Source organism: Pseudomonas sp. GM60, assembly GCF_000282415.1.
Taxonomy (GTDB): domain Bacteria; phylum Pseudomonadota; class Gammaproteobacteria; order Pseudomonadales; family Pseudomonadaceae; genus Aquipseudomonas; species Aquipseudomonas migulae.
In genome coordinates this window covers 1-13,631 of sequence record NZ_AKJI01000062.1, presented here as the reverse complement: position 1 = coordinate 13,631, position 13,631 = coordinate 1, and the positions used below count along the sequence as shown (strand labels likewise).

Sequence of the window (13,631 nt, the reverse complement as noted above, 5' to 3'; positions counted from 1 at the left end):
TTTCATTCGGGTGTAGCGGTTAGAAGTAGTATGGGAATTTCAGGCTGAAGGAAAAGTCTGGCGCGTCGTCGGTCAGGCCGATGGCCAGGTTGGGGACGATCGTCAGGTTGTCGGTGGCTGCCATGGTCATGCCGATGTTGAAGTTGGCCGCGTTGTAATCGCTGTTGGAAATTGATTGCCAATCGCCGCCGTCGGGCTTGATCTTGCTCTTGCGGGCGAACTGGTCGGTGAACGAGAACGACATACTCATTTTCTCGTTCAGGGCGAATGCAATGCCGGCGCCGACTTGCCAGGAATCGCCCAGTTTCACGTCCCCTTTCACCTTGGAGCCGACCTGAGGGCTGATGTCGCTGAAAGAGTCCTCCATGTTGTAGGTGTAGGCCAGGGTGCCGAACAGCACGGCCGGGTCGAAAGTCTTGACCAGCGAGATACCCGGGGTAATCGACCAGACACCATTGCCGGTAGGCAAATCCTCGGGTACCGCGAGGTTGTCGTTGTTCGGGTCTTCGATCAGTTTGATGCCGTAAGGGTCCTTGCCGGTCGGTGCCTTGACGCGCAGTGTAAAGACCGCGTCGGGCAGACTGACCGATTCATCCAGAAACTTGTAAGCAATGCCAACGTTCACATCGCCGATGGTCGGGTCGCGGGTGACGGTTGCGTCCGACGTCACGGGGCCAGCGCCACCGGCGCCACCGGAGGAATACGTCGATTCGCGATAAACCACGGGGACGTTAATGTCGAACTGCCAGCGTTGCGCCACGTTGTAACGGGCGGTCAGATCCAGTGTCCAGTTGTCGGCCTTGATGCGGTCGAGGTTGATGTTGCCGAGGAAAATCGAGTCCAGTGCCAGAAAACCATTGAGCGTCAGCGCGCGTGTATCGAAGTGCGTGTAGGTGAGGCCGGTTTCGACACTGAACTTGCCGCCGCCGAAGAACCCGCTGGCTTCGTCATACAGGTTGGACACGCTTTGCGCAGGCTCGGAATCTTCTTTGAGCGATTGGCCGTATGAACTGCCTGTGGTGCCCGGCGCACCGGCGGCCACCGTCTGGCCACCCCTGGTCGGCTCGGCAGGGGATTTGGTCAGACGTTTGGGGGCCGGTGTCGCAGGTGTTTCTTCTACTTGGCGAACGCGCTGTTCAAGTACCATCAGCGCGTTCTGTTGTGCTTCGTAACGCTGTTTCAACTCCATGAGTTCTTGTTTTAATGCTTCGACCTGGGGGTCCGATGCTGCGTACAGCAATGTGGCCGGGGCCAGGCTACTCAAACAAACGATAGCTCTGAGCGTTATGGATCGGTGCATGGGTTAGCCGTCCCTTCTGACTGCATCTGTGAGACTGAGCGTAGATCAGAATCCTAGAGTGCGAATTCCTTTGAGTTGGTCCAGGTTGCCGTTCATTGAGCCGGTTGATGGCAGGTTGTCGCGCAGTACAACGTTGATTGACATCATGTTTCTGACCTGGTTACCACCGCCAAGCAGGGTCGCGTTTTGCATCAGCCCGCCTTGGGCAAGGCGCTGCACGGTACTGCCCTGGTTGTTGTTGGCGATGATATTGAGCTGCACGCCCGTGCCAGTGGCGGAAATGCTCATCGCGCCGGCACCGTTGGTGTGGTTCAGGGTTGAGCCCGAGGCCAACGCTTGCCCCTGGTTGTCCATCTGTGGTGCCTGGCTACCTCTGCTGACGTTGAGATCAACGTTGTTGTAAGCGCTGTTGTTGTCGCCCGCAGCGCGCACAACCTGAGTGACGCCCTGGGTAGTGTTCAAACCGTTACCGCCGCTGACGGTCCCTGTGCCCTGAGAAACCGCCGAGCCATCGCCATTCACGTCGATCATCGACACATAGAACTGTGGCTTGATGGTCGTTTGTTGAATTTGCATCGAGGAGGTTGCCCCGATCACCTGACCGTTGGCATTTTGCCAGGTGCTGGTCATGACAATCCCGAAACTGATGACGCGTCCCGGCATGACATAGCGGCCTCGCAGGCTCGCCAATTCCTGATCGCTCAGTTCAATGGGTTTGAAAGTCTGTGCCTGGGTTGGCAGGCTGGCGGCCAGGCAAACCACAGCCAGCCAGATTGGAGTCTTCATTAGATGCTCCCGGAGCGTCATGCTCCCTTGTTATTAGAAGAAGTCGCTTCGGATAAATCCGAAGTCCAACAACTCTGCGTCTTGCACCGGGCTGAAGGTGTCGAGGCGGTTCCTGGCGGTCAGTGGCACGGGAGGGTCGAGCAGCGCATTGGTTTTGTCGTAGCCCTGGCCAATGACGGCAAAGATGATGCCGTTCCAGCCTTTGACAAAGTCGTCGACTTGGTAGCGTTTGTGACCGAGTACCGGATCTCCGATGTATACCCAGCCCTTGTGGACTTTTTGCAAGACCACAAAATGTTTGTAGCCACGGATATCCATGAGGACCACGACCGGAATTCTGATGTCGTTCAGCGTTTCTGGCGCTACCCGGTAGCCACGGGCCCGCATGCCGATACTTTCCACGTAACGCTTCATGTCGAGCATGGAGAAGCCCTGAACGCGGACAAGGTCTTGATCGGCGTGTGCCAGCATGCCTTCGATGATCTGTTCTTCGTTCACATCCAGCCAATAGGCCTGGCGCAAAATGGTCGCCAGCGCAGCTGCGCCGCAACTGAAGTCGGTTTTCTGTTGCACCAGGTCGGCAAATTTACGCTCACGTATGCTCTGGATCGGCTTGTACACCACCGCGCCGCCCGGCAGGACGGAAAGCGGCATTTGTGCAGCCTCGATCACACTGGACACACAAAGCAAAAGTACCAAGGCGATAATGCGCATGGTGGGACGCCCTCTGGTTGTGTTGAAAAAGGCCCCCGTGAGGGGGCCTCCAGAGACAGCCATCAGAACGATTGGTTGGAAATGGCCAACGAGTTGCTTTGTTGGTTACCCACACCGGCAGCCACGTTGACGCCGAGGTTGCCACTGCCGCCATTCACCGAACCGCTCAGGGTTGCAGTGTTGGTCACAGGGTTAGCCCAGCCATTTGGGGTCAGGATTTGATAGGAAACTGTGTTGCTCAATTCCCATGCATTGCTTTCGCTGTAGCCCTTCTCTTCGTGTTTGGTAGAAGCGGACGATTTCTCGCCTGATTTCTCGAACGAAGAGTCAAACGATTTTGAGAACGAAGAATCGAACTTCTTCTCGAACGAAGAGTCGGTCGATTTTGAGTGCTCTGTATCGATAGATGCTTTAAGCGATGCGTCAACCGATAGGTCGACAGACTTGCTGCGAGTGCGATCGCCATAGCCGTTATTATGAGTAACGGTTTTGGTAACATTCGCATCTGCGGTCAAAATAGCGTCCACAGCAGCATGGCTAGTGGAGCTCTTGTCGGTGCTTTTTGATCCGTTCGCATCAAAGTGCTTGGTGCCGCTGACGTCAAAACTGCTAGCACCTTTCTTGGTCCAGTTGCTGGACGCGCTCTTATCAATGTTCAACTCGGAGTTATGGCTGAAAGAGGAACTACCGCTTTTGGTTGTGGTTAGCGTCACCGTCGTCAGGGCTAAGTTCCGATCGGCGTTGTTATTCACTACCAGACCAGGACCATTCTGATCGGCGGAGGCGGTGGCTGTTGCGTTACCCAGCGGCGAATTGGAGTTGGCAATCGCCATGGTGTTTTTCTGTTGGTTCAGGTCGCCACCGGCAATGTTGATCCCCATATTGCCGTTGCCACCATTGCCCGATCCGCTCATCACGGCAGAGGCTGTGGTGTTGTAGTTGTCGACCTTGTTGTGGTTGCTGTACTGCTTGACGCTGGCAGTGGCAGTGGCAATCCCGAACACGAAGGAGTTATCCAGAGCGGAAGTGGCGCCAGCGTTCGCGATGGCGGCAGCGTTGTCCTGTTGGTTGCCGTCGCCTGCCGCCACGTTGATACCGACGTTGCCGTCGGCGCCTGTAGCAGAATCGGTCATCTCTGCCTTGTTAATAGTCCCTTCGTTACGGATGCGATTGTTGGTGCTGCTTTGTTTGTCGTAGGCATTGGCAGTCGCGTAGACAGGGATCTTTGTTGGAGGAGGGGTGTGTTGATGGTTGTTATGATGGCCATTGTGGTGGTCATCGTGACGCCGATCGTTTTGCCCTGCTTGTACAGCAACAGCCATGACCGCAGCAATTGCGAAAACCAGAGGCTTGAGTGCCGTCGAAGGTTTCATGGTGATTCTCCGTACTTATTTTAGGTTAAGTGTTGTTCCTAACTGTTTGGGTCAATCCGCGACCCGTACGTTCAGGGTGTTAGCCATTCGGTTTCCCACCCCGGCGCTCTGATTCAACTGAATCACCCCACGGCTACCGGTGAAAGCCTGGTCACTGGTAGAGACCTGGCGATAGCCTGGTGCAGAGTCAGTCGGATCGGAGTTTTTGATCAGCGCCACGTTCTGTTGCATGAGGACGCTGTCGTCGATACTTTGCGGTTGATTACTGATGCTTATCCGCAGGGCATTGGCTTGCTGAGTGCTGGCCCCCGCGCTCTGGTTGACGCCCAGAACGCCGTTGCCGCGGCTGAAGGAGTCGCCCTGAATGCTGGCTCGAGCATCCATCCTGGGGTCGACTTCGGTATGCAATCGTTGGCGAATCTGCGTGGTCGCGCTGGCGCCATGGCCCATGGCGATGGCCCGGGCATTAGCCTGTTGCTGCTGATCGCCGGCAGCCTGGTTGACCGCGAAGTTACCTTGGTACTGCGCGCCCGAATTACTGATGTCGGCATTATTGATGACGGGGGGTTGAGCAAAGCTCGATGCGCTGCAAAACATAGCGATAATCAGCAGCTTACGATTCATCTCAACGGCCTCCCGTAATGACGTTCAGACCGCTCAGGCCTCGCTGGACGCTTGAATTGACCAGGTTGGAAATACCGTTGCCCGAACCTCCCGAACGTCCGGCGGGAAGGTTGGAAAGCTGATTCTGGGTGGTGATGTTGCCGCCCAGGTTTGTGTTGCCTAACGTGACGAGGCGGGTGATCCCGGCACCACTGGCGACGTTGGCAAAGTCGCCGTCGTTCAGCTCGTTCGTATGCCTGAGGATTTGTTGGCTCGGGTTGGCATTGGCGGTCGTGGGGTTAGGGTCGGGAGCCACCGGCGCTTGCACGGCGTTTCGTGTCTGGACATCACGCTTGATAATGATGATGCCGTCGTCAGCCTGGACACTTGAGCCTAATGCGCATCCGATCAGGAGGAGGCAGGTAAAGCCTTTATTGAAAGTCCCCACAGCGGCAATTCCTTCTTTTTTGTGGGCTGGCCCTAGTCAGCGATGTGAAGGAGAGAGCGAATGCTGTGCCGTTTTTTGAATTTTGTTTTAATTCAACGGGTTAAAAATTTTGTCCGGGAGGCCAATGTCGGTGCTGTTTCACGTCTGAGACGGGCGCTGGCTCTTTTGTCCAACAAAAGCGGTTGCAGTGCTCTAGATCAATGCTTTGCGCCGAGGTGTATTGAGGGCTTAACAGCTGACGGGCGAAGAGGGTGCGGACCGCTGAAACGGCCTGTTTGGGGCGGGGTGGGTGTAACAGGTATGGACACTTTTGCCCCAAAAACAGGGGAATTACTGGGTGAAAACCCCTAAAAACGGGTCAGGGGTTCAGCAGCAGCGTGACGGCTTGCAGTGCCTGAAAACGACGTTCCGCCCAGTTTCCCTGCAGAATTTGAAAAGGCTGTTGATGGGTTTCAAGCCATGTCAGGGTTGCGTCGAAAAATGCCCGACGCTCACTCAAATCGGGTTGGCAGCGTTGGCCATCATCCTTCCAGTCGACCTGATCGGGAGACAGCAACAGGTGCAAGTCGTACTGGCGAGCCAGCAGCGCCTGCTCGATCCACGCGGGGCAATCGCCAAACAGGGTCTGGCTCCAGAGAATGTTACTCAGCAGGTGGGTATCGAGAATCAGCAACGATGGCTGCCGGGCGCGGGCCTCGTCTTCCCATTGCAATTGCCCACGGGCGATCTCCGGAATGTCGGCCAGGCAGGTATCACGCGGGTTTTGTTCGATGAACCAGCGGACATATTCGTCGACCAGCACCCCGCCGAAATGCGCTTGCAACTCGGCCGCGAGCCAGCTCTTGCCGCTGGATTCGGGACCGGTGAGTACCAGGACTTTCATGTGCGCAATGCCGGGTCGGTGCGCCATTCCCGCCAGCCTTGAACCGCGATCACGGCAAACAACGCATAGAGCCCGGCGGTCAAGTACATGCCCTTGTAAACGAAGAGCCCGACGAAAACCACATCCAGGGTGATCCACAGAGGCCAGCATTGAACGCGCTTTTGTGCCATCCAGACCTGCGCCACCAGGCTGAACCCCGTCAGCGCCGCATCGAGCCAGGGTTGCGCGGCATCGGTCCAGTGCGCCATGGCCGCGCCAAGCAACAGACTGCCGAGGGCGCCGATGGCCAAACCTGTCGTGATCGATTTGCCCTTGAGTTGGCTAACCTGCCGCCCTTGCCGCGTAACCCCCGCGCGGGTCCACTGCCACCAGCCATAGAGCTGCAACGCGGCGTAGATCACCTGCAACAGCATGTCCGAATACAGCTTCACTTCAAAAAAGACCCAACTGTACAGCGACACCATGACCAGACCGATCGGCCAGCACCAAGGGTTCTGTTTGACCGTCAACCAGACGGCAATGACACCGAGGGCGGCGGCAAACAGTTCAAGCCCGGACATGGAGGTTCCTTGGAGCAGACGAAGAGGGGAGCGGATTGTACCCGGATATGAGGCTGTGCTGGCGAGGGAGAAAGCGCCCGTTGACCTGTAGGAGCCCGGCTTGCCGGCGATGGCGATTTCACTGGCGCCATCGCCAGCAAGCCGGCTCCTACGGATCGCGAGGGTGTTGGGGATGTGGGCTCACCCCAAACCTGTAGGAGCCCGGCTTGCTGGCGATGGCGATTTCATGGGCGCTATCGCCAGCAAGCTGGCTCCTACAGATCGCGAGGGTGTTGGGGATAGTGGGTTCACCCGAAACCTGTAGGAGCCGGCTTGCCGGCGATGGCGATGTCGCGGGTGGCATCGCCGGCAAGCCAGGCGCCTACACGCGGAATTGTTTGAGTAACCCGTTCAACTGCTCACTCAGTTCCTTGAGGTGGACGCTGGCCACGCTCGACTGTTCCGCCGCCAGCGCCGTGCTGTGGGACAAACCGGCTGCCTGGGTCACGTTCTGGTTGATGTCTTCGACCACATGGGCCTGTTGCAGGGTGGCGCTGGCAATGGAAGCGTTCAACCCGTTGAGGTTGCGCAGTGCCTGGCCAATGGCATTCAGGCTTGCACCGGCGAGGCCGGCCTGTTCGATGGTCAGTTGCGAGGCGCGGCTGCTGTCGCCGATGACCTTGACCGCCGCTTCGGAGTGGCTTTGCAGGCGTTCAATCATTGCCTGGATCTCGGCGGTGGACTTCTGTGTGCGCTGGGCCAGCAGGCGCACCTCATCGGCGACGACGGCAAACCCGCGACCCTGCTCACCGGCACGGGCGGCTTCGATGGCCGCGTTGAGGGCCAGCAGGTTGGTTTGCTCGGCGATGGAACGGATCACTTCCAACACGCTGCCGATCTGAGTGCTTTCGGCGGCGAGGGTACGAATGACCTCCACGGCCTGATCAATCGTTGAAGACAGCTTGTCGATTTGTTGCAGGCTGCTGTCGATGTTCACCTGGCCCTGCTGCGCCTGAGACTCGGCATCGCGCATCTCGCTGGCGGCGTGCTCGGCGTTCTTCGCCACGTCCTGCACGCCATAGGTCACTTCATTGATGGCCGTGGCCACCAGTTCCATCTGTTGCGATTGCTGCTGGCTGCGTTGCTGGGCCTGGACGGCGTCGTTGCCCAGGTCGCTGGACGACTGGCCCAGGGCGCTGGCGGACACCTGCAATTCACTGATCACCAGTCTTAGCTTGGCGGTGAACGCATTGAAGTGGTGTGCCAACTGCGTGACTTCGTCCTGACCGTGGGTGTCGAGGCTGCGAGTCAGATCGCTCTCGCCGCTGGCGATGTTGGCCATGGCGTTCACGGTGTCCTGAAGCGGACGCACGATGCTGCGGGCAATCAGGATCACCAGCAGTGCCATGATGGCGGCGATTACCAGCCCGACCACTGTCGCTTTCCAGACCTGGCCCATGAACTCGGCTTGCATATCATCTATATATATACCCGAGCCGATCACCCAGCCCCACGGTTCGAAGAGTTTGACGTAGGAGGTTTTTGCGACCGGCTCGCTGGCGCCCGGTTTCGGCCAGCGATAGTCGATCGGACCGGCGCCCTTGGCCTTGGCGAGGGCGACCATTTCATTGAACAGCGCAAACCCGTCCGGGTCGCGGATTGCCGAGAGGTTCTGGCCATCGAGTTTCGGGTTGGCCGGGTGCATGATCATCACCGGCGTCAGGTCGTTGATCCAGAAGTAGTCGTTCTGGTCATAGCGCAGGCCGCGAACGGCGGTTAGCGCCTGTTTCTGCGCAGCTTCGCGGGTCAGCGTGCCGGCGGTTTCGAGCCCGTGGTAATAGGTCAGAATGCCGCTGGCCGTCTGCACGACGTGCTGGGTTTTCTGCGCCTTGGCGTGATACAGGTCCTCGTGAATCTGCTTGAGCATCAACACGCCCAACGTCAAAAGCATCATGACGGCCACGATCAAAATCAGCCACAGACGACGGCTGATCGACATATTGCGCAAGCTGTTCATAACGCTGTCACTCCTGTTTCTTTTTCTTGTAATAAACGACCGCCAGCATCCAACCACATTTTGCCGATCGGGCATATCCGACCCAAGTCCAATAACGTGGCAGCGTTATTCAGGCTTGTCTGATAGGATTTCGGCCCCGCACGGAAAAACCTGAATCCAAGTTGATTTTTCACGGAATTTTTACGGTTTCGTCTGGATTCTGTGCGCGTCTGGCTGCAACTGCGCTGATCGCAGTCAATGTTTTGAAAAATATTAACGGGGCATGCCGTAGCGCATCGCTTTTTGGGGGATTGATGGATCTTTGGACCGCCTTTCAGGCATTGATACTTGGCGTTGTAGAAGGGCTGACGGAGTTTTTGCCCATTTCCAGTACCGGACACCAGATCATCGTGGCCGACTTGCTCAATTTCGGTGGCGAGCGGGCGATGGCGTTCAACATCATTATTCAGCTTGGGGCGATCCTCGCGGTAGTGTGGGAATTTCGCCGCAAGATTTTCGATGTCGTCATCGGTTTGCCGACGCAACCCGGCGCCCGACGCTTTACTGCCAACCTGCTGATTGCCTTCATGCCGGCCGTGGTCCTGGGGGTGATTTTCGCCGACCTGATCCACCATTACCTGTTCAACCCGATTACCGTCGCCACCGCATTGGTCGTAGGCGGCATCGTGATGTTGTGGGCGGAGCAGCGTCAGCATGAAGTGCATGCTGAAACCGTCGACGAGATCACCTGGAAAGATGCCTTGAAAGTCGGCTTCGCCCAGTGCCTGGCGATGATCCCAGGCACTTCGCGTTCAGGTGCGACAATCATTGGTGGTTTGCTGTTCGGGCTGTCGCGCAAGACGGCCACCGAGTTTTCGTTTTTCCTGGCGATGCCGACCATGGTCGGTGCGGCGGTGTACTCGGGCTACAAATACCGCGACCTGTTCGTCCCGGCCGATTTCCCGGTGTTCGTCATCGGTTTTGTCACCGCGTTCATTTTCGCAATGATTGCCGTCCGGGGCTTGCTCAAGTTCATCGCCAGCCATAGCTACGCGGTGTTCGCCTGGTACCGCATTGCATTTGGCCTGCTCATTCTCGCCACCTGGCAGTTTGGCTGGGTTGACTGGACCTCGGTCAAGCCATGAATGACACCCGCGCACGCAACAATCCCGGGCGCCAGTCCGGGGGCGGAATCCAGAACCCACGGCTGAAACTGCTGGTGTTCGCGATGGTGTGTGCGCTGCCGTTGTTCGGCTCGATGTCGTTCTGGCTGCGAGGGGTTTCGCTGATTCCCCTGGCGGCCTATGGCATCGTCAGCGTACTGGCGTTCTTCCTTTATTGGAGCGACAAACGCAAGGCCCGGACCGACCGCTGGCGCACGCCGGAAAACGTGTTGCATGCGGTGGAACTCGCCGGCGGCTGGCCGGGCGCGTTGCTGGCCCAGCAGGTGTTTCGGCACAAGACCCGCAAAGTGTCGTTTCAGTTGCTGTTTTGGGTGATCGTGCTGCTGCATCAAGTGTTCTGGATCGATCAACTGTTCCTGGGCGCCAATCTGGCGCTGCTTTAAAGCAGCAGCCCGACCTGCGTGCGTTTGGGCAGTTTGCTCACCACCAGTTGATGGGAACGTTGCAGCAGTCCTTGCAGTTCTTCACTGCCCAACGGGTAGGGCGCTTGCATGATGATCCACTGGGCCCGGGCCAGATATGGCGCCGGATGAATGCCCGGGCGGTCGCAATGCCCCAGAAACAAGTCCTTGTCGACCTTGAACGCCAAAGAGTCGCCCCGCAGGTTCTGCAGGGCGAACATCTTGTTCCCGGCAATCGAAAACACCCGCACGCCGCCCCATTTGTAATCTTCCCGCGCACCCGGCAGCGCGAGACAGAATTGCGCGACATACTCTTCGCTCATACGCCCAGCCTTCATATCAGTCGGTCCCCACAGGCATTGAATGATTCGATCAAATGGTCGAGCCAGGCACGAACGGCCGGCATCACCCCGCGCCGATGAGGGTAGACCGCTTGCAGCCAGCCGCCAGGCAAAGACCAGTCGGGCAGTAACTGCACCAGCGCGCCGCTTTCCAGTTCCTGCTCGCAATACATCATCGGCAGCATGGTAAAACCCTGGCCGGCGAGGGTGCAGGCCCTGCGCACGATAAAGTCATCGATGCCCAGTCGCGCTTCGAGCGCGAGTTCATGGCTTTTACCCTGTTGGTCTAGCATGCGGATGTGCACCATGCGGTCCGCTTCCAGTGCGCCGAGCACCGGCAAGCCCTTGAGGTCTTCGGGATGATTGATTGCTCGTCCATGAAGAAAACCCGGACTGGCCACCATCAGCATCTGCGCCTGACGTAGGCGCCGGGTCACCAGCAGCGGGTCTTCATCGCCCGGTTCGCGAACCCGCAACGCGACGTCGACGCCCTCGGTCACCAGATCGACCCGGCGGTTCACCAGCATGACTTCAAGCTGGACATGAGGGTATTTCTCGAGGAATTTGCTGATCACCGTTGGCAACATTTCGTGAGCCAGCCCGACGGGGGCAGACACCCGTAAGCGTCCGCGAGGTTCGCTGGACATGCTGGCCACGGCCTCATCGGCCATCTCGGCTTCCAGCAACATGGCCTGACAGTGGCGCAAATAGCGCTCGCCCACAGCGGTTAGCTTAAGTTGCCGGGTAGTGCGTTGCAGCAGGCGCGCACCCAGGCGTTCTTCCAGTTCGGCGATGCGGCGCGACAATCGTGATTTGGGAATCCCCAGCAAACGCCCGGCTGCCGCGAACCCGCCGGCTTCGACCACTTTGGCGAAGTAATAGAGGTCATTGAGGTCTTGCATGGTTTTAACTCGATTGTTCTATCAGTGAGACGAACTATCGCATTGTTGCGGTCTAATCAGCTATTGGTTTCGTCTGTAGGATTGTCTCCATCAGATCGCCTCGTGGCGGTCCTCACCTGGAGATCCCATATGAAACTGCTGCATATCGATTCGAGCATTCTTGGTGACAACTCGGCTTCCCGTCAGCTGAGCCGCGAAGTCGTCAGCGCCTGGCAAGCTGCCGAGCCGACCGCCATCGTGACCTACCGCGACCTGGCCAGCGATGCCATCAGCCATTTCTCCGCCACGACCCTGGTCGCCGCCGGCACCTCCGCTGAACTGCGCAACGCCGCTCAGCAGCACGAAGCCGAACTGAGCGCCTCGACACTGGCCGAATTCCTCGCCGCCGATGCCGTCGTCATCGCAGCACCGATGTACAACTTCACCATCCCGACCCAACTCAAGGCCTGGATCGACCGCATCGCCGTTGCCGGCCAGACCTTCCGCTACACCGAAGCCGGCCCTGAAGGCCTGTGCGGTGGCAAGAAAGTCGTGATCGTGTCGACTGCTGGCGGTTTGCATGCTGGTCAGGCGAGTGGCGTTGCGCACGAAGAGTATTTGAAGTTGCTGTTCGGCTTCCTCGGTATCACCGACATTGAATTCGTCCGTGCCGAAGGCCTGGCGTACGGTGATGAAGTCCGTACCAAAGCCATGAGCGCTGCTCGCACTCAAATCAGCGAGCAACTGTTCGCCGCCGCGTAAGGCTTGCGTAAAGTTGTAAATCAGCTAGGGCAACACCCCAAAAAACTCTGTATTCTGGCCACGCAAGGTCAGATACGGAGTTTTTTGTTTCTGATCATTGCGTAATCTTTCATGTTGTGGCCCAGGTTATGCAGTCGAGGGTTTAACGTCCCCGTTCTGTAACGACCTTGGTGGCCGCAATTGCTGGTACAAGGCCGCTTCCTCGGTAATCGATGGAGAACGGGCTTCCCGGTCAAGTAACAAAGGTGGGGCATCCCATGGTGCGTCTTTGGGCAACGTTACTGATTTGCCTGCTCAGCAGCCTGAATTCAGTGCACGCCGCGCCTGCGCCACATCCTCACTGGAGCGTCGGTTTCCATGAGATGAGTTTTCTCGACCCACTGGACCTGCAACCGATGCGCGCCATCGCGTTCTACCCCTCCAGCGACCGCGAACACACCAGTAAGCTCGAGGGCTACACGGTCGAAGCGGGCGAAGACACCCGCGTCGCCATTGGCCGCTTCCCGATGCTGATGCTGTCCCACGGCAACACCGGAACCCCGCTGGCCCTGCACGACCTCGCCACATCGCTGGCCCGCAAGGGTTTTGTGGTGGTGGCGGTGATCCATCCCGGCGACAACTCCAAAGACCACAGCCGCCTCGGTACCTTGAGCAACCTGTATGGGCGGCCGATCCAGATTTCCGAAGCCATTACCGCGACCTTGGGCGACCGTATGCTCGCGCCGTTCGTCAATGCCGATCAGGTGGGGGTTATCGGTTATTCGGCCGGCGGGGAGACGGCGTTGATTCTGTCGGGGGCGACGCCGGATCTGGATCGTCTGCGTCGCTATTGCCAGGAGCGTCCGGACGACCACGATGCCTGCAACACCCAGGGTGAACTGATTGTCGACCGTGATGACCTGCAACCGGTGGCGGATCCCCGGGTGCACGCGCTGCTGCTGATGGCGCCCTTGAGCCTGAAATTCGGCCGCCATACCCTGGCCGACGTGCATGTGCCGGTGCTGTTATACAGCGGTGACGGCGACAAACTGGTGGCCTTCGACAAAAACGCCGCTGCGCTGGCGCGCAAACTGCCGACCGCACCGGACTTCAAGCTACTGGCCGGGGCAGGGCACTTCGTGTTCATGGCACCGTGCAACGAAGAACAGATCAGGGCGATGCCGGCGCTGTGCACCGATGCCGACGGCGTCGACCGCGAGGACATCCACCGCAACATGATCTCCGAAGCCGGGCGCTTCTTCTCCCACGCACTGGGCAAACCGACCCGCGCCGGCATGCAAACCGCCGATCAATAGGTCTCACGCCACGGCTTGCCGGCGATGGCGCACATGAAATCGCATCGCCGGCAAGCCGGGCTCCTACAGGTCTTGCGGCGCACCCACAAACCCGGGCATCCCCGAATCTGTAGGAGCCGGCTTGC

The 13,631-nt window shown here is 58.4% G+C and carries 15 protein-coding genes; 4 read left to right on the top strand and 11 right to left on the bottom strand.

Features of this window, described 5'->3' with window-relative positions:
- Positions 1-19: 19 nt before the first annotated feature.
- From fapF to PMI32_RS13610, 9 genes are all read right to left on the bottom strand, one after another.
- Complete coding sequence (fapF, locus tag PMI32_RS13570; protein WP_008029903.1) at positions 20-1,300, bottom strand: fibril amyloid transporter FapF; 1,281 nt, start codon at positions 1,298-1,300, stop codon at positions 20-22.
- A 45-nt stretch (positions 1,301-1,345) separates the two neighbouring features.
- Positions 1,346-2,086: a fibril amyloid subunit FapE gene (gene fapE / locus PMI32_RS13575; protein ID WP_008029902.1), complete on the bottom strand. Its 741-nt coding sequence runs from the start codon at positions 2,084-2,086 to the stop codon at positions 1,346-1,348.
- 33 nt (positions 2,087-2,119) lie between these two features.
- The gene (gene fapD, locus PMI32_RS13580; RefSeq protein WP_008029899.1) at positions 2,120-2,800 is read right to left on the bottom strand and encodes a fibril amyloid maturation endopeptidase FapD; all 681 of its coding nucleotides are present in this window, start codon (positions 2,798-2,800) and stop codon (positions 2,120-2,122) included.
- A 62-nt stretch (positions 2,801-2,862) separates the two neighbouring features.
- A complete protein-coding gene (fapC, locus tag PMI32_RS13585; RefSeq protein WP_008029897.1) occupies positions 2,863-4,173 on the bottom strand; it encodes an amyloid-like fimbrin subunit FapC in 1,311 nt (436 codons plus the stop codon).
- A 51-nt stretch (positions 4,174-4,224) separates the two neighbouring features.
- The gene (gene fapB, locus PMI32_RS13590) at positions 4,225-4,797 is read right to left on the bottom strand and encodes a fibril amyloid subunit FapB (RefSeq protein ID WP_008029895.1); all 573 of its coding nucleotides are present in this window, start codon (positions 4,795-4,797) and stop codon (positions 4,225-4,227) included.
- A 1-nt stretch (position 4,798) separates the two neighbouring features.
- Positions 4,799-5,224, bottom strand: a complete 426-nt coding sequence (gene fapA, locus PMI32_RS13595; protein WP_008029893.1) for a functional amyloid chaperone FapA — start codon at positions 5,222-5,224, stop codon at positions 4,799-4,801.
- Between the two features lie 358 nt (positions 5,225-5,582).
- Positions 5,583-6,107, bottom strand: coding sequence for an AAA family ATPase (locus tag PMI32_RS13600; RefSeq protein ID WP_008029890.1), 525 nt, complete (start codon positions 6,105-6,107; stop codon positions 5,583-5,585).
- Positions 6,104-6,667: a nicotinamide riboside transporter PnuC gene (pnuC, locus tag PMI32_RS13605; RefSeq protein ID WP_008029888.1), complete on the bottom strand. Its 564-nt coding sequence runs from the start codon at positions 6,665-6,667 to the stop codon at positions 6,104-6,106. Before pnuC ends, PMI32_RS13600 begins: the two co-directional genes overlap by 4 nt.
- Before the next feature lie 361 nt (positions 6,668-7,028).
- On the bottom strand, positions 7,029-8,663 hold the full coding sequence (locus tag PMI32_RS13610) for a methyl-accepting chemotaxis protein (protein ID WP_008029886.1): 1,635 nt from the start codon (positions 8,661-8,663) through the stop codon (positions 7,029-7,031).
- 293 nt (positions 8,664-8,956) lie between these two features.
- On the opposite strand from PMI32_RS13610, the gene PMI32_RS13615 reads away from it, so the two are divergent.
- The gene (locus PMI32_RS13615; protein ID WP_008029883.1) at positions 8,957-9,787 is read left to right on the top strand and encodes an undecaprenyl-diphosphate phosphatase; all 831 of its coding nucleotides are present in this window, start codon (positions 8,957-8,959) and stop codon (positions 9,785-9,787) included.
- Positions 9,784-10,209: a DUF1294 domain-containing protein gene (locus PMI32_RS13620; RefSeq protein WP_008029882.1), complete on the top strand. Its 426-nt coding sequence runs from the start codon at positions 9,784-9,786 to the stop codon at positions 10,207-10,209. Before PMI32_RS13615 ends, PMI32_RS13620 begins: the two co-directional genes overlap by 4 nt.
- Here PMI32_RS13620 and PMI32_RS13625 read toward each other — a convergent pair.
- The gene (locus tag PMI32_RS13625) at positions 10,206-10,565 is read right to left on the bottom strand and encodes an MmcQ/YjbR family DNA-binding protein (RefSeq protein ID WP_008029881.1); all 360 of its coding nucleotides are present in this window, start codon (positions 10,563-10,565) and stop codon (positions 10,206-10,208) included. The genes PMI32_RS13620 and PMI32_RS13625 overlap by 4 nt on opposite strands.
- Positions 10,562-11,470, bottom strand: coding sequence for a LysR substrate-binding domain-containing protein (locus PMI32_RS13630; protein WP_008029879.1), 909 nt, complete (start codon positions 11,468-11,470; stop codon positions 10,562-10,564). The genes PMI32_RS13625 and PMI32_RS13630 overlap by 4 nt, the downstream gene beginning before the upstream one ends.
- 129 nt (positions 11,471-11,599) lie before the next feature.
- Here PMI32_RS13630 and PMI32_RS13635 point away from each other — a divergent pair, with 129 nt between their 5' ends.
- Together PMI32_RS13635 and PMI32_RS13640 are read left to right on the top strand one after the other, a co-directional pair.
- The gene (locus PMI32_RS13635) at positions 11,600-12,211 is read left to right on the top strand and encodes an FMN-dependent NADH-azoreductase (RefSeq protein WP_008029877.1); all 612 of its coding nucleotides are present in this window, start codon (positions 11,600-11,602) and stop codon (positions 12,209-12,211) included.
- Positions 12,212-12,468: 257 nt separating this feature from the next.
- On the top strand, positions 12,469-13,506 hold the full coding sequence (locus PMI32_RS13640; protein WP_008029875.1) for an alpha/beta hydrolase family protein: 1,038 nt from the start codon (positions 12,469-12,471) through the stop codon (positions 13,504-13,506).
- Positions 13,507-13,631: the final 125 nt, after the last annotated feature.

What these genes read in the sequence shown, in the direction of transcription:
- fapD (WP_008029899.1), bottom strand. Translation starts at nt 2,800, where the DNA reads ATGCGCATTATCGCCTTGGTACTTTTGCTTTGTGTGTCCAGTGTGATC.
- PMI32_RS13620 (WP_008029882.1), top strand. Translation starts at nt 9,784, where the DNA reads ATGAATGACACCCGCGCACGCAACAATCCCGGGCGCCAGTCCGGGGGC.
- fapE (WP_008029902.1), bottom strand. Translation starts at nt 2,086, where the DNA reads ATGAAGACTCCAATCTGGCTGGCTGTGGTTTGCCTGGCCGCCAGCCTG.
- PMI32_RS13640 (WP_008029875.1), top strand. Translation starts at nt 12,469, where the DNA reads ATGGTGCGTCTTTGGGCAACGTTACTGATTTGCCTGCTCAGCAGCCTG.
- fapB (WP_008029895.1), bottom strand. Translation starts at nt 4,797, where the DNA reads ATGAATCGTAAGCTGCTGATTATCGCTATGTTTTGCAGCGCATCGAGC.
- fapC (WP_008029897.1), bottom strand. Translation starts at nt 4,173, where the DNA reads ATGAAACCTTCGACGGCACTCAAGCCTCTGGTTTTCGCAATTGCTGCG.
- PMI32_RS13600 (WP_008029890.1), bottom strand. Translation starts at nt 6,107, where the DNA reads ATGAAAGTCCTGGTACTCACCGGTCCCGAATCCAGCGGCAAGAGCTGG.
- PMI32_RS13630 (WP_008029879.1), bottom strand. Translation starts at nt 11,470, where the DNA reads ATGCAAGACCTCAATGACCTCTATTACTTCGCCAAAGTGGTCGAAGCC.
- PMI32_RS13635 (WP_008029877.1), top strand. Translation starts at nt 11,600, where the DNA reads ATGAAACTGCTGCATATCGATTCGAGCATTCTTGGTGACAACTCGGCT.
- pnuC (WP_008029888.1), bottom strand. Translation starts at nt 6,667, where the DNA reads ATGTCCGGGCTTGAACTGTTTGCCGCCGCCCTCGGTGTCATTGCCGTC.
- PMI32_RS13615 (WP_008029883.1), top strand. Translation starts at nt 8,957, where the DNA reads ATGGATCTTTGGACCGCCTTTCAGGCATTGATACTTGGCGTTGTAGAA.
- PMI32_RS13610 (WP_008029886.1), bottom strand. Translation starts at nt 8,663, where the DNA reads ATGAACAGCTTGCGCAATATGTCGATCAGCCGTCGTCTGTGGCTGATT.
- fapF (WP_008029903.1), bottom strand. Translation starts at nt 1,300, where the DNA reads ATGCACCGATCCATAACGCTCAGAGCTATCGTTTGTTTGAGTAGCCTG.
- PMI32_RS13625 (WP_008029881.1), bottom strand. Translation starts at nt 10,565, where the DNA reads ATGAAGGCTGGGCGTATGAGCGAAGAGTATGTCGCGCAATTCTGTCTC.